12 protein-coding genes are annotated in these 19,056 nt (G+C 55.5%); 7 read left to right on the top strand and 5 right to left on the bottom strand.

What is annotated here, in order from left to right; all coding sequences use genetic code 11:
* Window positions 1–57 precede the first annotated feature (57 nt).
* The 4 genes from ACS92L_RS04170 to ACS92L_RS04155 form a co-directional block, all read right to left on the bottom strand.
* Entirely contained in the window at window positions 58–3,285 is a 3,228-nt protein-coding gene (locus ACS92L_RS04170; RefSeq protein ID WP_438767265.1) for an efflux RND transporter permease subunit, read from the bottom strand.
* 15 nt (window positions 3,286–3,300) lie between these two features.
* The gene (locus ACS92L_RS04165; protein WP_438767264.1) at window positions 3,301–4,587 is read right to left on the bottom strand and encodes an efflux RND transporter periplasmic adaptor subunit; all 1,287 of its coding nucleotides are present in this window, start codon (window positions 4,585–4,587) and stop codon (window positions 3,301–3,303) included.
* 230 nt (window positions 4,588–4,817) lie between these two features.
* Window positions 4,818–5,648: a helix-turn-helix domain-containing protein gene (locus ACS92L_RS04160; RefSeq protein WP_438767263.1), complete on the bottom strand. Its 831-nt coding sequence runs from the start codon at window positions 5,646–5,648 to the stop codon at window positions 4,818–4,820.
* A gap of 831 nt (window positions 5,649–6,479) precedes the next feature.
* Window positions 6,480–7,196, bottom strand: a complete 717-nt coding sequence (locus ACS92L_RS04155) for an RNA polymerase sigma factor FliA (RefSeq protein WP_438767262.1) — start codon at window positions 7,194–7,196, stop codon at window positions 6,480–6,482.
* A gap of 863 nt (window positions 7,197–8,059) precedes the next feature.
* Between ACS92L_RS04155 and ACS92L_RS04150 the strand changes: the two genes are divergently transcribed.
* The 7 genes from ACS92L_RS04150 (at window position 8,060) to ACS92L_RS04120 (ending at window position 18,077) form a co-directional block, all read left to right on the top strand.
* Window positions 8,060–8,884 carry a flagellin gene (locus ACS92L_RS04150; protein ID WP_438767261.1) on the top strand — a complete coding sequence of 275 codons (825 nt, stop codon included), beginning with the start codon at window positions 8,060–8,062 and terminating at the stop codon, window positions 8,882–8,884.
* A 481-nt stretch (window positions 8,885–9,365) separates the two neighbouring features.
* Complete coding sequence (locus ACS92L_RS04145) at window positions 9,366–10,220, top strand: flagellin (protein ID WP_438767260.1); 855 nt, start codon at window positions 9,366–9,368, stop codon at window positions 10,218–10,220.
* A gap of 472 nt (window positions 10,221–10,692) precedes the next feature.
* Window positions 10,693–11,544, top strand: coding sequence for a flagellin (locus ACS92L_RS04140; RefSeq protein WP_438767259.1), 852 nt, complete (start codon window positions 10,693–10,695; stop codon window positions 11,542–11,544).
* Between the two features lie 453 nt (window positions 11,545–11,997).
* Window positions 11,998–12,843 carry a flagellin gene (locus ACS92L_RS04135; RefSeq protein WP_438767258.1) on the top strand — a complete coding sequence of 282 codons (846 nt, stop codon included), beginning with the start codon at window positions 11,998–12,000 and terminating at the stop codon, window positions 12,841–12,843.
* Between the two features lie 457 nt (window positions 12,844–13,300).
* Window positions 13,301–14,152: a flagellin gene (locus ACS92L_RS04130; RefSeq protein ID WP_438767257.1), complete on the top strand. Its 852-nt coding sequence runs from the start codon at window positions 13,301–13,303 to the stop codon at window positions 14,150–14,152.
* A gap of 204 nt (window positions 14,153–14,356) precedes the next feature.
* Entirely contained in the window at window positions 14,357–16,477 is a 2,121-nt protein-coding gene (locus ACS92L_RS04125; protein WP_438767256.1) for a flagellin, read from the top strand.
* Window positions 16,478–16,943: 466 nt separating this feature from the next.
* Window positions 16,944–18,077 (top strand): GGDEF domain-containing protein, encoded by a 1,134-nt coding sequence (locus tag ACS92L_RS04120; RefSeq protein ID WP_438767255.1) that lies wholly within the window; start codon window positions 16,944–16,946, stop codon window positions 18,075–18,077.
* Between the two features lie 54 nt (window positions 18,078–18,131).
* Here the strand turns inward: ACS92L_RS04120 and ACS92L_RS04115 are convergent, their stop codons facing one another.
* A complete protein-coding gene (locus tag ACS92L_RS04115; protein WP_438767254.1) occupies window positions 18,132–19,028 on the bottom strand; it encodes an ATP-grasp fold amidoligase family protein in 897 nt (298 codons plus the stop codon).
* Between the last annotated feature and the right edge of the window lie 28 nt (window positions 19,029–19,056).

Here is a 19,056-nt window from a genome sequence, read left to right as displayed (position 1 = left end):
CAAGACACAAAAAAGGCCGCACCCGGGGGCGCGGCCTTTGCCGAACAACGCTAACCGTCAGCTGCGGTTATCGTCCTCGGAAGAGTGCGTCGAGCGTCCGGTAGATACCGCAGCCGTACCGCCCTGCTCTTCTTCCTGTTTCTGGCCGATGCCCAGTTTGCGGCTGGCCCACTGCGACCCCTGCATGATGTACACATAGGTGGCCGGCACAAACAGACTGGCAAGAATCGTGATGGTAATCATGCCACCGACCACGGGCGTACCGATATGATGCCGGCTTGCCTCGCTGGCACCGCTGGCCAGCGCCAGCGGCAGTGTGCCACCGATAAAGGCAAGCGATGTCATCACGATCGGGCGGAAACGCTGCTGCGCGGCATGCTTGGCGGCTTCCACGATCGACAACCCCTCCTGGGATCGCTGTTGCTGGGCAAATTCCACGATCAGGATGGCGTTTTTCGCCGCAAGCCCCACGACCACCAGCATGCCGACCTGCAGATAGACACTGGTATCAAAGCCACGAAGCCAGACCGCCAGCACCGCGCCCAGAAAGGCAAAGGGTACCGAGGCGATAACCGCCAGTGGCAGTGTCCAGCTCTCGTACTGCGCCGCCAGGATCAAAAACACCATCACGATACCGAACACGATGGCAATGACAGCCGCGTTGCCCGCGTTTTCCTGCTGATACGCCTCACCGGTCCAGCCCATCGAGTAATCGCTGCCCAGCTCGTCGTTAACGATGCGCTGGACGGCCTCCATGGCCTGACCGTTACTGTAGCCGGGCGCGGCACCGATCTGGAACTGCGCAGCCGGGTAAACGTTGTAGCGATCAAGCGTGGTCGGCGCCTGTTGACGGGTCATTGTCACCAGCGTGGACAGCGGAATGCGCTGATTATCACCGCCGCGGACATAAACCCGATTCAGGTCATCCGGTGACTGACGAAACTCGTCTTCGGACTGCAGGTAAACCTGGAAGTTACGACTCTGTCGGGTAAAGAAGTTCACGAAGGAACTACCAAACGTACTCGAAAGCGTCGTATTCAGATCACTCAGATTGACCCCCAGACTCTGCGCCTTGTCCCGATCCACCTCGATATGATACGTGGGCACCGAGGTATCCAGCGTCGTAAAGGCCTGGGCAATGGCCGGGTCCTCATTGGCCGCCTGCATGATCTTGAGCGAGGCCTGATAGAGCTGCTGTGAATCAGCACCGCTCAGCGACTGCAGATAGCCCGTGAGACCACCGGTCGGCGACAGACCGATAATGGGCGGCAGATTGAAGGCCATCGCCTGACCATCCGGAATGCCGGCCCCCTTTTGCATGATCGTGCCGATCAGTTCATCGGCAGTGATATCACGCTGTGACCACGGCTTCATCGAGATGAACATGGTACCGCGGGCGGTATTGGCTGCCCCCGATACGATGTCAAAGCCGGGGATTGACGTCACATAATCAACGCCGGGCACCTCTTCCATCTGCTTTGACAGCTTCTGCATGTACTCATCGGTGCGGTCGACGGAAGCCCCCGTCGGCATGGAAACCGAGGCCAGCACCACACCCTGATCCGTTGCAGGGATAAGCCCTTCAGGGAGCTGGGAGTAAAGCCACCACGACAGCACGCAGCAGCCGGCAAACATCGCCATCGTGATGAAGAAGTGACGAATCAAAAAGCCGACACAGGCCATGAACACACTGGTGATCTTGTCAAAGCCCTTGTTGAACCAGATGAATGGCTTTTTAACGATCTTCAGCCAGCGTGGCTCATTATCGGTGTCGTGTCGCTTGATGAAGATGGCCGCCATGGCCGGCGTGAACGACAGCGCCACCAGTGCCGAGATGCCTACCGAGATGGCGATGGTGATGGCGAACTGACGATACATCTGACCGGTCATGCCGGAGATGAACGCCACCGGTATAAAGACAGCCGCCATGATAAAGGAGGTCGCCAGTACCGGTCCGGTAACTTCCTTCATCGCCTTGAAGGCAGCGTTCAATGGTGAGGTATCCGGCTCCTCCTCGAGTATTCGTTCGACGTTTTCAATCACCACGATGGCGTCATCCACCACGATACCGATCGCCAGTATCATGCCGAAAAGCGACAGCAGGTTGATCGAGAAGTCCAGCAGATACATGCCCCCGAAGGTGCCAACCACCGCGATGGGGACCACCGACATGGCCACCAGTGTCGAGCGCCAGTTCTGCAGAAATACGAACACGATGACCGCGACCAGCAACAACGCTTCAATAAACGTATGCGAGACCGCCTCGATGGAGGCATCGATAAAGAGCGTGGTGTCATAGGGAATGACGTAATCCAGCCCTTCCGGGAACCGCTGCTTCATGTCGGCAAGCGTTGCCTTGACCTCGGCGGCCACATCAAGGGCATTGGCGCCCGGCTGCTGATAGATGGCAATCGGCGCGATCGGAGAGCCGTTAACGCGACCGATGACGCCATAGCTTGAGGAACCAAGCTCGACGCGTGCCACATCGCTCAGACGCAGGGAGGAACCATCCTCATTGGTGCGCAGCAGGATATCGCGAAACTCTTCAGCGGATTCCAGACGCCCCTGGGTGGTAACGGTATAGGTATAGGCCCCCGGCTTTCGCTGAGGCGCCCCATTGAGCTTGCCGGCCGATACCACCGTATTCTGCGACTGAATGGCAGAAGAGACCTCTGCCGGCGTCAGGTCGTACTGGGCCAGCTTGTCCGGATTGAGCCAGATACGCATGGCAAAATCCTGATTACCCAGCACTTCGGCCTGACCCACGCCCGGCAGTCGGCGAATCTCGTCAAGGATGTTGATGTTGGCGTAATTGTTCAAAAACAGCCGGTCATACTCACCGTTGGGCGAATACAGTGCCGTAAACAGCAGTACGCTGCTGGAGCGCTGCTCGACCGTCACGCCTTGATTCTGAACCTCGGTGGGAAGCTGGGAAATCGCTCGCTGCACACGGTTGTTGACATCGATAGTGGCCTGGTCCGGATCGGTTCCGATCCGGAAATAGACCTGCATGCTCAGCTGACCGCTGTCGGCGCTCGTTGACGTGATATAAATCATGTCCTGAACGCCGTTGATCTCCTCGGTCAGCGTCGAGGCCACCGTGTCTGAAAGAACCTGCGCACTGGCACCGGGATAACTTGCCGACACCGACACGGTAGGCGGCACCACCTGCGGGTACTGCTCAACAGCCAGCCCCCTTACCGACATGAAGCCGATCAACGTAATAATGATCGAGACGACAGTGGCAAAGATCGGCCGATTGATGAAAAAACTCGATATGTTCATCGACTCGAACCGCCCTTAGTTGTCACTGCTATTGGAGCTGCGCTCATCGGCACTGGTCTGATCGGTCTCACCGCTGACACTCGTCCCCTGACCGGCTGACTTGTTGGCGCCGCTGGCATCCAGACCGGAAGGATTGTCCGGTTCGCTGTCCACGTTGCCATCGAAGGGCTGAGCATCGATTTTATCGCCGGCCGAAATGCTGCCGATGTTGCTGACAACCACCCGGTCACCCTTTTCAAGGCCTTCGGGCACGATAACCCAGCCACGCGCCTGCTCACCCATGGTAATAAAGCGACTCTGGGCCTCACCGTCGTCATTGACCAGCATGACCTGCGGCCCCTTGAGCCCTTCTGTTACGGCAATCTCAGGGACTGCCAGCACATGAAAGCGCATCAGATTGCGAAGCTTGACGCGGACAAACTGCCCGGGCAGGAACAGATTCTGCGGGTTTTCGAACACCGCGCGGGCCTGTACGGTACTGGTAGACTCATCGACACGAGCCCCAAGGAAGTCCAGATCTCCTGTAAGAGAGGTATCTGTCGTTGCGCTGTCATCGCCGTAGGGAAAGTCCAGTTCAACGTTCACATTGGGCGCGTCATCCATCTGACGCTGACGACGCAGTGCGAAGGCATCCGACTGAGGCAGTGAGAATCGGACCTCAAGCGGGTCAACCGGCGTCACCTCGGCCAGTTGCGTCTGGCGTGCCACATAATTGCCGACATTGACGTCGTTGAGACTGACCTGACCGGCCACGGGTGCCTTGACGTCGGTGTAATTCAGATCGATCTGGGTACTTTCCAGTGAAGCCTGTGCCTGAGCGACGGCGGCCTTGGAAGTATCACGCTGGCTGAGCGCCTGGTCGCGCTGCTGCTGGCTGATCGAGCCATTCTGATAAAGACGCTGGTAGCGCTCATAGTCGCGCTGCGCTTCGCTGGCACTGGCACGCGCGCTCTGCAGATCGGCCTGAGCCTGCGCCACGGCCGCCTGATAGGTATCCTTTTCAATCGTGAACAGGATATCGCCCTTTTCAACGATGCCTCCGGCACGGTAATGCTGCTGCTCCAGCGTGCCGTCAACGCGCGCGATAATATTGACCGAGCGGTCACTGCGGACCATGGCCGGATAGGTCTTGTCCAGCTCCAGATCAAACGGCTCAAGCGTTTGCACCTGCGCCTGTTTGGGCGGTGACTCCTGTTGCTGTTCCTCCTGTTCGTCATCGTTACCGCCACAGGCGACGAGCAACAGCGCGAAGACTCCAATCAGACTCCATCCCTGGACTCGTCTGGCAAACTTCTGATTCATCTGGATGATATCCGTCGTTATTAGGTGATCAACTGACGCTCTTCTCAGAGCATACAATGAGGGGAGAATGACGCCAGTTTAGATGCATTCCTGTATGTATGTAAATTAACGCTATCCAATGACAGCGATTGGCTGAACCTGCAGATTCAAGCGTTTCTGGAGACGGGCAACATAGAGTAACAAAAACGCCCCGCTGTGCGGGGCGTTTAAACTGTATTGGCGGTCAGCAATCAATCAAGCGGGACACGCAACTCCAGACTCTTCATGCCGGCATCACGCATGCCTTCATGATAGATGACGCGAGAGTGGTCAACACGGATCTGTTCGTTGTGCTCCTGCGCCCAGCGAATCGCCATGTGCTTGAAGCACTGCTCGCGATCCTTTTCGCTGCCGAGTGTGGCGCTCATGGTACGTCCTGCCGGTACCGTGACCCAGCGCAGCGGCAGCGGCGGATTCCATGTCGCACGGCGTGTCATGCGATAACCGACATCCTTGCGCATGCGATGCGACGGCGTAATGTTCGGGTCGTCATAATAAAAGCAGACAGACTCGACGATGGATTCCTTGGCATGCTGCGGACACATCGACAGCAGCATCTGACGCAGGCTTTCTTCACTGTTCTTGTCATCGCCAAAGGAGCGCATGACCAGAAAGTACTCTTCTTCATGATCGATCACGTTGACCGGTGTGGCGTCATCCCGTACCAGACCGTTGGTGGCAATCTCCATGCGCATGCTTTCACGATAGCCGCGCGGCGAGCTGCCGAAATGGCGACGAAAGACACGGCTGAAGGCCGCATGGTCCTGATAACCGCACTCAAGCGCGACTTCCATGATGGACTTGCGAGTATAGATCAACAGCATGGCCGCCCGATCCAGACGGATCGCAGCGTGATAGTCGGTGGGTGTGACCCCGAAGGACTGTTTAAACTTGCGTCGCAGATGCGAGCATGAAAGGCCAACCTGCTGGGCGACCAGCGTCATGGGCATCAAAATGTTGGTGTGCTCGTGAAGAATGACTTCAGTTGCGGCGACATCAAATTCTCTGCTGTCCATCATCATATCCATTCCCTCGGCAATAGCGCTTGGTATACGGCGCGACGCATCGATGCGTCACAATCTCAAGAACTGAAGGTGGCGGCGTTGGAGGCAGCAAAGCCATGACGCGGCGTTAGACCTTTCAGTTCAGTAACCTTTTTCAGAAAGTAGCGTTTTCGGGTTGTTGCGATAGCAAGGGAAAACACACGCCTTGTTATCGGCACAACGTCAGTATTTCTTATGCTGACTTGCTGAAAGTTGTACGCAGAATAAGGGAAGGGCTGATCAAGTAAAGTATGAAACTGTCAAAGATTATTAAAATCGCGCTTTGATACATTATCGGGGCAGTTAAAAGCTAAACTATCAGGGACCAGTAAATATAATTAAATATAGTTTTTATAATTAAATTAATAGTACTTTCTTTCGATTCAAGCATTAGAAAACTGGTACCCATGCGCAATCAGGCCCTGTTCATCCAGACTTTTTCAGCATCCCGCCACAGACCCCATCAAGTCGTCACAGCCGTATGCATGACAATAGTGTGAACACAAAAAGGCACATCGATGACATACCCATTCTTTGATCATACGCACTTTGGAAAGCTGCAACCCATTGATGGCAATGAAATGTTTCAGAAGGTAATCGTTAATAAACCACTCGATTGTTCCAATTCTTGTCTGAAACGAGCCTTGTGTAATAGAACGTAAAATTATATTGACCGTTGGAAAGCAGGACGTTTTATTTATGAGACCCTCCTCATACTCACAAGCCATATCTGCCTGCCATACCAACAAAAAAGGCGCCCAAAGGGCGCCCGGAACAAAACAGACTGCTTGACAGCGTCGAATCAACAGATCATTCGTTGCTTGATACCAGTGCCGCACGAAGCCTTGCGACCGCCTGACCATGAAGCTGGCATACACGCGACTCGCTAACGCCCATGACCGCCCCAATCTCCTTGAGATTGAGCTCTTCCTGGTAATAGAGCGCCATCATCAGCTTTTCGCGCTCGGGCAGGGCCTCGATGGCCGCCATCATTTCATGGCGTTCGGCGCCGGCAATCCAGACATCGTGAGGATCAAGGGATGTCTCGACATGCTCTGACAGACGCGAGGCTTCCGTCTCGTCAGTGTTGGAATCTTCATAGGTCATCAAAAAGCCGTTGTTGGTATCGCTGAGTACCTGCTGATACTCGCGCAGCTCGATGCCCAGCTCCGAGGCGACTTCACGCTCGCTCGGCGCGCGCCCGTCGCGCTGCTCAAGCTTCCAGATCGCCCGGTCGATATCACGGGCACTGCGGCGAACGCTGCGCGGCAGCCAGTCACGCGAGCGCAGCTCATCGATCATGGCCCCACGCACACGCTGTGACGCGTAGGTCGAAAACGTGGCCCCCTGATCGGCATCGAAGCGCTTGAAGGCATCCAAAAGCCCCAGCATGCCCGCCTGTATCAGATCATCGAGTTCCACACTGGCCGGGAGACGAACCTGCATCGAAAGTGCCTGACGTCGAACCAGCGGCATATAGTCGTCCAGCAGCTGCCTCTGATCGATCCTGCCTTGAGCCGTATACATGCCCATATCCTGAAATCCGTTTGATGAGGGGGCACACGATGCGCCCAGCCTGTCTTGTGAACACATTATTGACAGACAAGTGCCAAAACGAATGGGAAAAGAGCCACAAAAAGTACGGCTTTCTTTAGGGATTGGCGGTAAACGCCAGCGCTGACCCCCCTTCCGACGTGGTTCCTTGCTCGTCATCGCCGTTAGCACGCGGCTTATTGGCTGAACGTGACCGACCACAACGTTTTGGATGATCTTTCAAACGGCGCGCTTTGATCTGCTGAATTGCCCATCCATTCCATACGCTCGATCACAGAGTCGATAGAAAGGTACGCCCTATCGCGTTCGGGCATGGTAACGGCCACCCATGATTTTCTTCCAGGCAAGCCATCAAACAACCGAGCCGGGTAAACCACATTAGCGGGAGCCGCCATTACCCCTTCCACTGCGATGCGGCCCTCTCTAACACCAACGCAGCGCTTACCGGTTTTTAAACATTCATTTCGTGGCCGTTTGAACGGCTGGTGAATACCCTTTCCAGCCCAAGACAAAAAAGTCGCCAAAGCTTGGCTTTTAATATTGATTAAATATCAAACATATAGCGACAGCGGGAAGGAATAAAAGCCGATTTTTTCCAGGAACATGCATTTTCAACTAAAGCGTTTCCCTGTCGCGTCGTTAATGAGTTTGCAAGCACGGTGAACCAACAACACAGCGTGCAACGATAAGTGGCTCAAGGGCTGTAACCACTTCGACAGGGAAACACTTCCTGAGGCGCCCAACGCAGTAACGATAATTGCATCGGGCGGCAGATGCCGCGAAAACCGGCTCACAGAGTCGCTTCCTTTTAGAAAGACCTATAGGAAATCGCACACATGGCAATGGTCATCAACACAAACGCTCTGTCGCTCAATGCCCAGAACAACCTGAACAAGTCCCAGCAGTCCCTGAATACCGCCATCGAGCGGCTGTCTTCCGGTTCGCGCATCAACAGCGCCAAGGATGATGCTGCCGGTCTGGCCATCTCCAACCGCATGAACGCCCAGGTCACCGGTCTGAACCAGGCCAACCGCAACGCCAACGACGGTATTTCTGCTGCACAGACCGCTGAAGGCGCTCTGGGTCAGGTCACCGACAACCTGCAGCGTATTCGTGAACTGACCGTACAGTCACAGAACGGCACCCTGACCGCTACCGACAAGACCTCTATTCAGGATGAAATCGGTCAGCGTCTTTCAGAAATTCAGCGTGTTTCCGAGCAGACTCAGTTCAACGGCAAGAATCTGCTGGATGGCAGTAACAACACCCTCAAGATTCAGGTTGGCGCCAACGACGGCCAGACCATTGATTTGAGCATGGTCAACGTTTCAACAGCAGCGGGCGGTCTTGATATCGCCACCTTCACAGTTTCAGGTGCTACTCCTACGGCTACTCCGCTGGCCACTATCGACGCGGCTCTTGCCAAGGTTGACAGTGCTCGCAGCACCCTGGGTGCTCAGCAGAACCGTCTGCAGTCCACGGTAGAAGGCAACGCTACCACCTCTACCAACCTGTCTGCCGCCATGTCCCAGATCAAGGACGCCGACTACGCGACCGAAGTTTCCAACATGTCCAAGGCACAGATTCTGCAGCAGGCCGGCACCTCCGTACTGGCGCAGGCCAACCAGACCACTCAGGGCGTTATGTCCCTGCTGCGTTAATCGCAGAGACGGGTTGAAAGCATCAGAGTTGACAGTATCAGGGCGCCTTCGGGCGCCCTTTTTTGTTTTGTCTGACACCTGCCCTTCAAAGCGATTTTTTAACAGCTTTTACCAGCGCAACTTATCTATGCTCTCTTTATGCTCTCTTCTCTTTTACTTATATGCGCCCAGGTCCTTTTGTAACCTGTTCAAGATCGTTGAAGGATAACACTAAGGCATATTCGCTTTTTAGCTAAAAGCTGGCATGAGCACTAAAGCACTTCCTGCTCAGGCCGTTAATAAATGGGCAAACACAAAGCGGTAAACACCGCATACAGGGATAAGTGGCCCAGACGTTAACCGCTTCAACAGAAAGAAAAAACTTTCCTGAAGCGTATAAAGAAACGATCACGCAGTACCGATAATTGCATCAGGCGGCAGATGCCGCGAAACACGGCTCACAGAGTCGCTTCCTTTTAGAAAGAAATAGGAAATCGCACACATGGCAATGGTCATCAATACAAATGCTCTGTCGCTCAATGCCCAGAACAACCTGAACAAGTCACAGCAGTCCCTGAATACCGCTATCGAGCGTCTGTCATCCGGGTCGCGCATCAACAGCGCCAAGGATGATGCTGCCGGTTTGGCCATCTCCAACCGCATGAACGCCCAGGTCACCGGTCTGAACCAGGCCAACCGCAACGCCAATGACGGTATTTCTGCTGCACAGACGGCAGAAGGCGCGCTGGGTCAGGTGACTGACAACCTGCAGCGTATTCGTGAGCTGACCGTACAGTCACAGAACGGTACCCTGACCGATACCGACAAATCTTCCATTCAGGATGAAATCGGCCAGCGCCTTGAAGAAATTACGCGCATCTCTACTCAGACCGAATTTAACGGCAAGAAGCTGTTGAACGGCACCAACGATACGCTCAAGATTCAGGTTGGCGCCAATGATGGTCAAACCATTGACCTGACCATGGTAGACGTAGGACTTGGCGCTCTTAAAACGGATGCCGGTGCTACTGGCATGGCTGGTTTTACTGTCGAAGGTAATGCCACAACAGTACCGCCGGCTACAGAAAACCCGTTGGCGACTATCGATGCTGCGCTTCAATATGTTGACTCCGCACGCAGCACCCTGGGTGCCCAGCAGAACCGTCTGCAGTCCACGGTAGAAGGCAACGCCACCACTTCTACCAACCTGTCTGCCGCCATGTCACAGATCAAGGACGCCGACTACGCGACCGAAGTCTCCAACATGTCCAAGGCACAGATCCTGCAGCAGGCCGGCACCTCCGTACTGGCGCAGGCCAACCAGACCACTCAGGGTGTCATGTCCCTGCTGCGTTAATCGCAGACGGGTTGACGGCATCAAAGTTGAAAGCATCGGGGCGCCTTCGGGCGCCCTTTTTTACTGCCCTGTCTAGTACAGCCGCTTTACAGCATTGGCAACACTCCCCCTACTGCCACACTTCCCTTCTTTTGTGCATCCAGACCTTTTTATAGCGCGGCTATTGTCCAGCAACACCATGAGCCATGACTGACCTGCTTTTTAATTAAGCAAAATCAGCAAAACCCTGTCCTCAACACTAAAGCAATCGCTGCTTTAAGCCGTTAATGAATTTGCAAGCACAATAAACTGCTCAGGCAGTGTGCAGGGACAAGTGGCCCGAGGCAGCAACCACTTCACCGGAAAGAGAAAAGACCTTCCCGAAGTAGCTAAAGAATTGAACACGCAGTACCGATAATTGTATCAGGCGGCAGATGCCGCGAATAACCGGCTCACAGAGTCGCTTCCTTTTAGAAAATAGGAAATCGCACACATGGCAATGGTCATCAACACAAACGCTCTGTCGCTCAATGCCCAGAACAACCTGAACAAGTCCCAGCAGTCCCTGAACACCGCCATCGAGCGTTTGTCTTCCGGTTCGCGCATCAACAGCGCCAAGGATGATGCTGCCGGTCTGGCCATCTCCAACCGCATGAACGCCCAGGTCACCGGCCTGAACCAGGCCAACCGCAACGCCAACGACGGTATTTCTGCTGCACAGACCGCTGAAGGCGCACTGGGTCAGGTGACTGATAACCTGCAGCGTATTCGTGAGCTGACCGTACAGTCACAGAACGGCACCCTGACCGATACCGACCGGTCTTCCATCCAGGACGAAATCGGTCAGCGTCTGGAAGAAATTCAGCGTGTTTCCGAGCAGACCCAGTTTAACGGTAAAACCCTGCTGGACGGCACCAACGACACGCTCAAGATCCAGGTTGGGGCTAACGACGGTCAAACCATCGACCTGACCATGGTAAACGTGTCAACAGCCGCTGCTGATGGTGGTCTGGGCATTGAGGATTTCACCGTTGCAACCAAAGCTGCTGATGGCACTGATGTCACGCCGACAACTAATCCGCTGGCCACTATCGACGCAGCCCTTGCCAAGGTTGACAGTGCTCGCAGCACCCTGGGTGCCCAGCAGAACCGTCTGCAATCAACCGTAGAAGGTAATGCCACCACTTCTACCAACCTGTCTGCCGCCATGTCACAGATCAAGGACGCCGACTACGCGACCGAAGTCTCCAACATGTCCAAGGCACAGATCCTGCAGCAGGCCGGCACCTCCGTACTGGCGCAGGCCAACCAGACCACTCAGGGCGTCATGTCCCTGCTGCGTTAATCTCAGACGAGTTGAAAGCACTAGATTTGAACGTATCAGGGGGCGCCTTCGGGCGCCCTTTTTTGTTGCCTTGCCCGGTACCGGGGCTTCAGAGCATTTTTTACCAGCACCCTTTCTCTTTTCTCTCGTTCTTCTTTTGTACAACGGGACCGCTTTATGACTCGCCCATTGCCTGGCCCAACTCATTTTTCGAACAAAATCAGCGAAATCTGCCACTGGAACTAAAGCGATTCCCGCTCAGGCCGTTAATGAAGTTGCAAGCACAATGAGCTGCTGATGCAGCGTGCGGGGATGAGTGGCCCAGGCAGTAACCACTTCATCGGGAAGAGAAAAAACTTTCCTGAAGCAGCTAAAGAAACGATCACGCAGTACCGATAATTGCATCAGGCGGCAGATGCCGCGAATAACCGGCTCACAGAGTCGCTTCCTTTTAGAAAATAGGAAATCGCACCCATGGCAATGGTCATCAACACAAATGCTCTGTCGCTCAATGCCCAGAACAACCTGAACAAGTCCCAGCAGTCCCTGAACACCGCCATCGAGCGTCTGTCTTCCGGTTCGCGCATCAACAGCGCCAAGGATGATGCTGCCGGTCTGGCCATCTCCAACCGCATGAACGCCCAGGTGACCGGTCTGAACCAGGCCAACCGCAACGCCAACGACGGTATTTCTGCTGCACAGACCGCTGAAGGCGCTCTGGGTCAGGTCACCGACAACCTGCAGCGTATTCGTGAACTGACCGTACAGTCACAGAACGGCACTCTGACCGATACCGACAGGTCTTCCATTCAGGAAGAAATTGGTCAGCGTCTGGAAGAAATTCAGCGTGTTTCCGACCAGACCCAGTTCAACGGTAAAACCCTGCTCGACGGCACCAATGACACGCTCAAGATCCAGGTTGGCGCCAACGACGGTCAAACCATCGATCTGAGCATGGTAAATGTATCAACAGCTGCTGACGGCCTGAACATCGAAAACTTCACCGTTGCAACGGTAGATGGCACCGGTGCTGCTGTCACGCCGACGACTGATCCGCTCGCCACTATCGACGCGGCTCTTGCCAAGGTTGACAGTGCACGTAGCACCCTGGGTGCCCAGCAGAACCGCCTGCAGTCCACGGTAGAGGGTAACGCCACCACCGCTACCAACCTGTCTGCCGCCATGTCCCAGATCAAGGACGCCGACTACGCGACCGAAGTCTCCAACATGTCCAAGGCACAGATCCTGCAGCAGGCCGGTACTTCCGTACTGGCGCAGGCCAACCAGACCACTCAGGGCGTCATGTCCCTGCTGCGTTAATCGCAGACTGGTTGAAAGCGTTAGATTTGAACGTATCAGAGGGCGCCTTCGGGCGCCCTTTTTTGTTGCCTGATGTGTACCGGGGTTTCAAAGCATTTTGGCTTACCAGCACCCTTTCTCTTTTCTCTCGTTCTTCTTTTGTACAACGGGACCGCTTTATGGCTCGGCCACTACCTGGCCCAACTCATTTTTCAAGCAAAATCAGCAAAACTCTGTCCTCAAAACTAAAGCGATTCCTGCTCAGGCCGTTAATGAAGTTGCAAGCACAATGAGCTGCTGATGCAGCGTGCAGGGACAAGTGGCCCAGGCAGTAACCACTTCATCGGAAAGAGAAAAACTCTCTTTAGTCGCTAAAGAAACGAACACGCAGTACCGATAATTGCATCAGGCGGCAGATGCCGCAAAAACAGGCTTGAACGAGCCGCTTCCTTTTAGAAAGCAATAGGAAATCGCACACATGGCAATGGTCATCAATACAAATGCTCTGTCGCTCAATGCCCAGAACAACCTGAACAAGTCCCAGCAGTCCCTGAACACCGCCATCGAGCGGCTGTCTTCCGGTTCGCGCATCAACAGTGCCAAGGACGATGCCGCGGGTCTGGCCATCTCCAACCGCATGAACGCCCAAGTCACCGGTCTGAACCAGGCCAACCGCAACGCCAACGATGGCATTTCTGCTGCACAGACCGCTGAAGGCGCACTGGGTCAGGTCACCGACAACCTGCAGCGTATTCGTGAGCTGACTGTACAGTCACAGAACGGCACCCTGACCGATACCGACAAGACGTCTATTCAGGAAGAAATCGGTCAGCGCATGAGTGAAATTACGCGTATCGCCGATCAGACCCAGTTCAACGGCAAGAACCTGCTGGACGGCACCAACAACGAAATTGATATTCAGGTTGGCGCGAATGACGACCAGACTATTACGTTGAATATGGTCAACGTTAACCTTGGTTCATTGGTGGGTACTGATGCTGCCGGTGATCCTACTGCTGGCATGACCGGATTTACAGTTGCTGGCAATGATCCGACAGAAGACCCGCTGGCCACTATTGATGGTGCCCTGCAGTATATCGACTCTGCTCGTAGCACCTTGGGTGCCCAGCAGAACCGTCTGCAGTCCACTGTAGAAGGCAATGCTACCACCTCTACCAACCTGTCTGCCGCCATGTCCCAGATCAAGGACGCCGACTACGCGACCGAAGTCTCCAACATGTCCAAGGCACAGATCCTGCAGCAGGCCGGTACGTCCGTACTGGCGCAGGCCAACCAGACCACTCAGGGCGTCATGTCCCTGCTGCGTTAATCGCAGACTGGTTGAAAGCATTAGATTCGAACGTATTAGGGGCGCCTTCGGGCGCCCTTTTTTATGCCCTTCTGTTGGCCCCCTTATCCACTTCGGCCGCAGCGTACCTTGAGCACGACCCTCGCCAATTTTTTTATTGTCTAAACCTCACAATACTTTGGCCGTTAAGACAGTTATCCGGTTACGCCGCTTTCAGGGATCCGCATGATCACGGTTTCTTACACGCCGTCTCGTTTGGCCAACAATCAGCTCGACAAGACCCAGCGCTCGCTCAATCAGGCGATCGAGCGGTTATCAAGCGGCCTGCGCGTTAATTCCGCGAAGGACGATGCCGCGGGGCTGGCGATTGGCAATCGAATGGAGGCGCAGGTACGCGGCACCGAGCAGGCGCGACGCAATACCAATGATGGCGCCTCGATGTCGCTGACCGCCGAAGGCGCGCTTTCCCAGGTCAACGATCATCTGCAACGCATTCGCGAGCTCACCGTGCAGGGGCTCAACGGCACGCTCAAACTGGTCGATCAGGATGCCATCCAGCAGGAGATCAATCTTAACCTGAAGGAAATTGATCGGCTCAACACGCAGTCGCAGTTCAACGGCATTAACCTGCTCGATGGCTCGGCGGGAACAGTCAACGTGCAGGTGGGTGCCAATGACGGGGAAACGCTGGGCGTGGATCTCAACCGCCCTGGCTTCAGCGTGGAGGAACTCGGGCTAACCGATTTCACCGTCGCCGGCATCAGCGGTGAAGTGACCGATATCAATATCGTGACGGGGCGTGCACGCGATATTGCTGTCAATGCCGGGGACTTTGCCCTGCCCGCCGGCTACAGCAACCCACAGCTGATGCAGGCCAGTACCAACACGGCCGGCTACCCGGCCAGCTGGTATACCCGCGCTCAGGATGGCGATGGCAACACCGTCTACTTTGCCGCCAGCGTGGATGCCGTTCACGATACTGACACGGATACCAGCCGGGTACGTATCGGTATCGGCCAGCAGCTCTATGCGCCGGTCACCAGTCATCAGGAGTATCAGATCGAGGATGTGGATAGCGTTTTTCGCGACCGCCAGGGCGGTGCCCTTGAAGGCGACAACCAGTTGGTCAAAACCGGATCGCAGCACTCCATCAAAAGCGGCAGCGGCCCTGAAGCCACCTACTACCCCGCTCGGGTAACCACCAGCCCCGCCGCCATCGATGCAAGAATTGCCGACAACGAAGCGGTATGGCCGCCCTCACCTGCCGCCACCATTGATGGGGTGTCGTTTAATAACGAGGATGTCGACTATTTCGACAGCACAGGGCAAACCGTTAATGGCGCGACGCTGAGCCGGGCAGGCGATAACTATTATCTGACAGCCCCGGACGGTGCTTTTTATTCAGCCACGGTAGAGAGCACACCTGATGGCCACATTGTCAGGGCGGGCTCGGAGCAACCGGCTTCAGCACCGGCCACGCAGCCTGTGACCGAAGTCGATGGCCAGTCAATTGACGATGCCCGCCATCGGTATCTTGATGCCAACGGCAATACGGGGTCGTTTCAGGAGGCGACGCTCACGCAGTCCGAGGATGGTCAATACTACCTTGAGCAGGGTGGCCGCTATTACGCTGTCGCGCCGGAGAGTGTCGCCGCCAGCCGGCCGCAGGTGATTGCCACCGCCACGACGGACACACCGATCATCTCGCCTGAACGAGCCATTACGACCGAGCGCAATACGGTCGACGGTACCTCCACCATCACGCTTGATCCGCGCAACGTGACCGCCAGCTATACCGACCGGGATGGCCGACGCATCGAAGACGCTCTGCGCGTGGATGACAACGGGCAATATTTCCTGCGCGCCGCCAGCGGCAATGATGACACCACCGGCTACCGCTCCGCGACACTGGTCAACACCGAGGAGATGGGCACACTGCTCAAGACACGCACCGGCAGTGGCGATCTGATCATCTATTACCGTATGAGCACGCGCGCCACTACCGATGTGCCCAACGCCCGGAGCACCGTCGAGCTGACGGAGGTCAATCCCGAAATTCGCCTTAGAACCCCGGATGACCCGCTGGCCGCACTTGACCGCGCCATTGCCCGGGTCGATGACAAACGCAGCGTGCTGGGCGCCACGCAAAACCGCATGAGCGCGATCATCGATCAGCAGGGCGAAACCATCGGCGCGCTGAGTGAAGCCCGCTCACAAATCATGGATGCCGACTATGCGGTGGAGACTGCCAATATGAGTCGCGCTCAGATCACGCAGCAGGCCGGTACGGCGGTGCTGGCTCAGGCCAATCAGCGTCTGGATAGCGTGCTGGCACTGCTGCGCTGAACGTAACGTGTAGTACGGATATGCATTAATGCCGCCAGCCTGCGACGCTATGCCGGCCCGATCGGCTATCCATACCCGTCCATATGTTACATCTTGTTAAAGAAATGCCGCTCTGAGCCGTTATTTCAATGAGCAAGCAGCATCATTACGCACTCTCCTGATGTTGCCCGAGCATGCCATATCGCGTTTGAACACCTGGATGGCCCATGACGTGTTGAATTTTCCGCTTTCAGCCACGTATTCAAGCGCCGCTGATGACGACCCGGGCGCGGGTTCTCGTCTCGCGTCTACCCGATCGATGCCACAACCTGCAGCGCTCAACGGGGCGACCGGTCGCCGTCTGAAAAAATGAGCCGTCGCCTGATGCAACAACACTTGCCCGGAGCGCCAAAGCGCTGTCGCAAACGATCGAAACATCGGGATGTCGGTCATCATCCGGCATATTGAGAGAGGGTCATCCGCTTTCATGCTTGATCTTGAAACGCTTCTCTTCTCGAGCGCCGTCAGTCGGGGTGCCTATCTGGCCGTTTTCATGGTACTGGCCCTGCGACAGCGCGAGGCCCGCTATCTGTGGCACTGGATCGGCGCCGTCCTTGCTTCCCTGACAGGGACGCTGGTGTTGTTCAACAACCCCACCGATCAGCAATTACCCAGCTGGGTGGAAATGCAGATCTTTGCTCTTTATATGGCAAGTCTGGTCCTGTCATGGAGCGGGTTACGGCGTTTCTACGGGCACAGCCTGCATTGGCCCGGGCTTTTGATATTGATCATGCTGCCCTCGATGCTGTGTCTTCTGGCGCCCTGGCTGAATCTTTCGACACGGACTACAACGTTTGTCTTTTTCACATGCGCTGCCCTGAGCGCAGGCCTGGTGGTAGTCGAGATTGTCCGGGCAAGAGGTGAAAGGCTCTGGTCGCAACTGGTCGTGGCATTTGCCTTTACCGGCTATTGTGGCAGCTTTCTACTCGCGGCTTGTCTGCTCCAGCTCACGCCGACGCAGGCGTCGTCGGCCACGGCGCATCTGTCGATGATTCTTGACCAGGTGGCCAGCATTCTGGCGTATGTCGGCTATATCGCGATGAACGGTGAGCGTGCCAATCTGAAGCTGAGACAGCAGGCCGATACGGACCCTCTGACCGGGCTTTTCAATCGGCGCGGTATCCAGCGCATGCTTCATGAGCGCCCTTTTATTGGCGCTGGAAACAAGCCGATGAGCATCCTGATCGGGGATCTGGATCACTTTAAAAAAATCAACGATACGCTCGGGCATGAAAGCGGCGATGTGGTATTGAAAACCTTCACCGAGTGTTTGAAAGGCACTTTACGCCGTAACGATCTGGCGGTGCGCTGGGGAGGAGAGGAGTTTCTGATTGTACTGCCACAAACCGGCATCGAGGCTGCCGAAACGCTTGCCGAAAGGCTAAGAGCGCTGACGCAAGCCCACCCCTTTCAGGTATGCGGCCAATGCATTGATGTCACTATCAGCATCGGCATCGCCGAGGCCGATCGACCGATGGAGCCCTTCACCAAAACGGTCCGGCGGGCTGACAAGGCGCTTTACCGTGCCAAGCGCGAAGGACGCAATCGCGTCTGTCGTTAGTGCGAACCTGTATGGCGTCTACAACGCCCTGCAGGTTCGCCTGACGTCATTTGCTTAATAACGATTGCCTTCCATATCTTCATAGCCAAAATCTTTCGTCATCGCCCGATGATCAAACAGCTCGCCCCAGGCACGATCATGTGCCGGCGAGCGGAAGTTTTTCATGCCACCGGTCGGGGTAAAGGTGATTTCGCCAAAGTAGATCGCATCGCGCATCAGGTAGAAATCAACGCGTGCAAAGCCAAAGCCTTCGGAAAGCTTGAGTGCCAGTGCCATGGCACGATCCAGCTGGGCCGGCTTCTCGATTGGCTGGCCGGTGTTGAAACGCTCATCGACGACATCCACGAGATTCCAGTCCTGATCATAATAATCGACGTGAAAATCGGTGAAACGGTCGTGTGTGACCTCGATGAAAACCTTCGGCGCCTGCCCCTCGGCGCGAAAGCAGTAAAACTTGTAGTCTTTCGGAATCTTGCCGTTTTCATCAAGCAGCAGCTTTTCACACATCAATCGCGGCGTAATGCTTCGGTAGTGCAGCTCACGGCTGTCACGATAGAAATTACTGGCAAGCCAGTGATCGCTGAGACGACGCATCAGCGCATAGCTGTAATCGGCCTTGTTGCGCACGACCAGATTGTAGCCGGAACCGTGATTGGCCTTGAGCACAAAACTGTTGGGCAGCCTGTCGTAATCATGCTGGGTAAAGGGCTGCGAAATCGGATACAGCGGCAAAAGGGTATCGTTGCCGATTTTCTGACGTACGTAATCACGCACCAGCAGTTTGTCGCTAAGCGGTGAAAAAATGGGCTCGGGACGCAGGCGCCGGTAGCAGATTTTTTCGTTGAATGTTTCCGGATTGACCAGGTTGGGCCTGACACCAAAATGCTTCTGGTAACGGTGCGCGATATAAAGGCGATCCGGTATCCAGCGGGTGACGCTTCTTCGCATCATTCGCAGCCAGCCCTGGCGTTTTTGAGGA

Origin of the sequence: Kushneria halocnemicola, assembly GCF_965650455.1 — a bacterium.
In the GTDB taxonomy this organism is placed as follows: Bacteria; Pseudomonadota; Gammaproteobacteria; order Pseudomonadales; family Halomonadaceae; genus Kushneria.
This window is presented reverse-complemented; position numbering and strand designations above follow the sequence as displayed.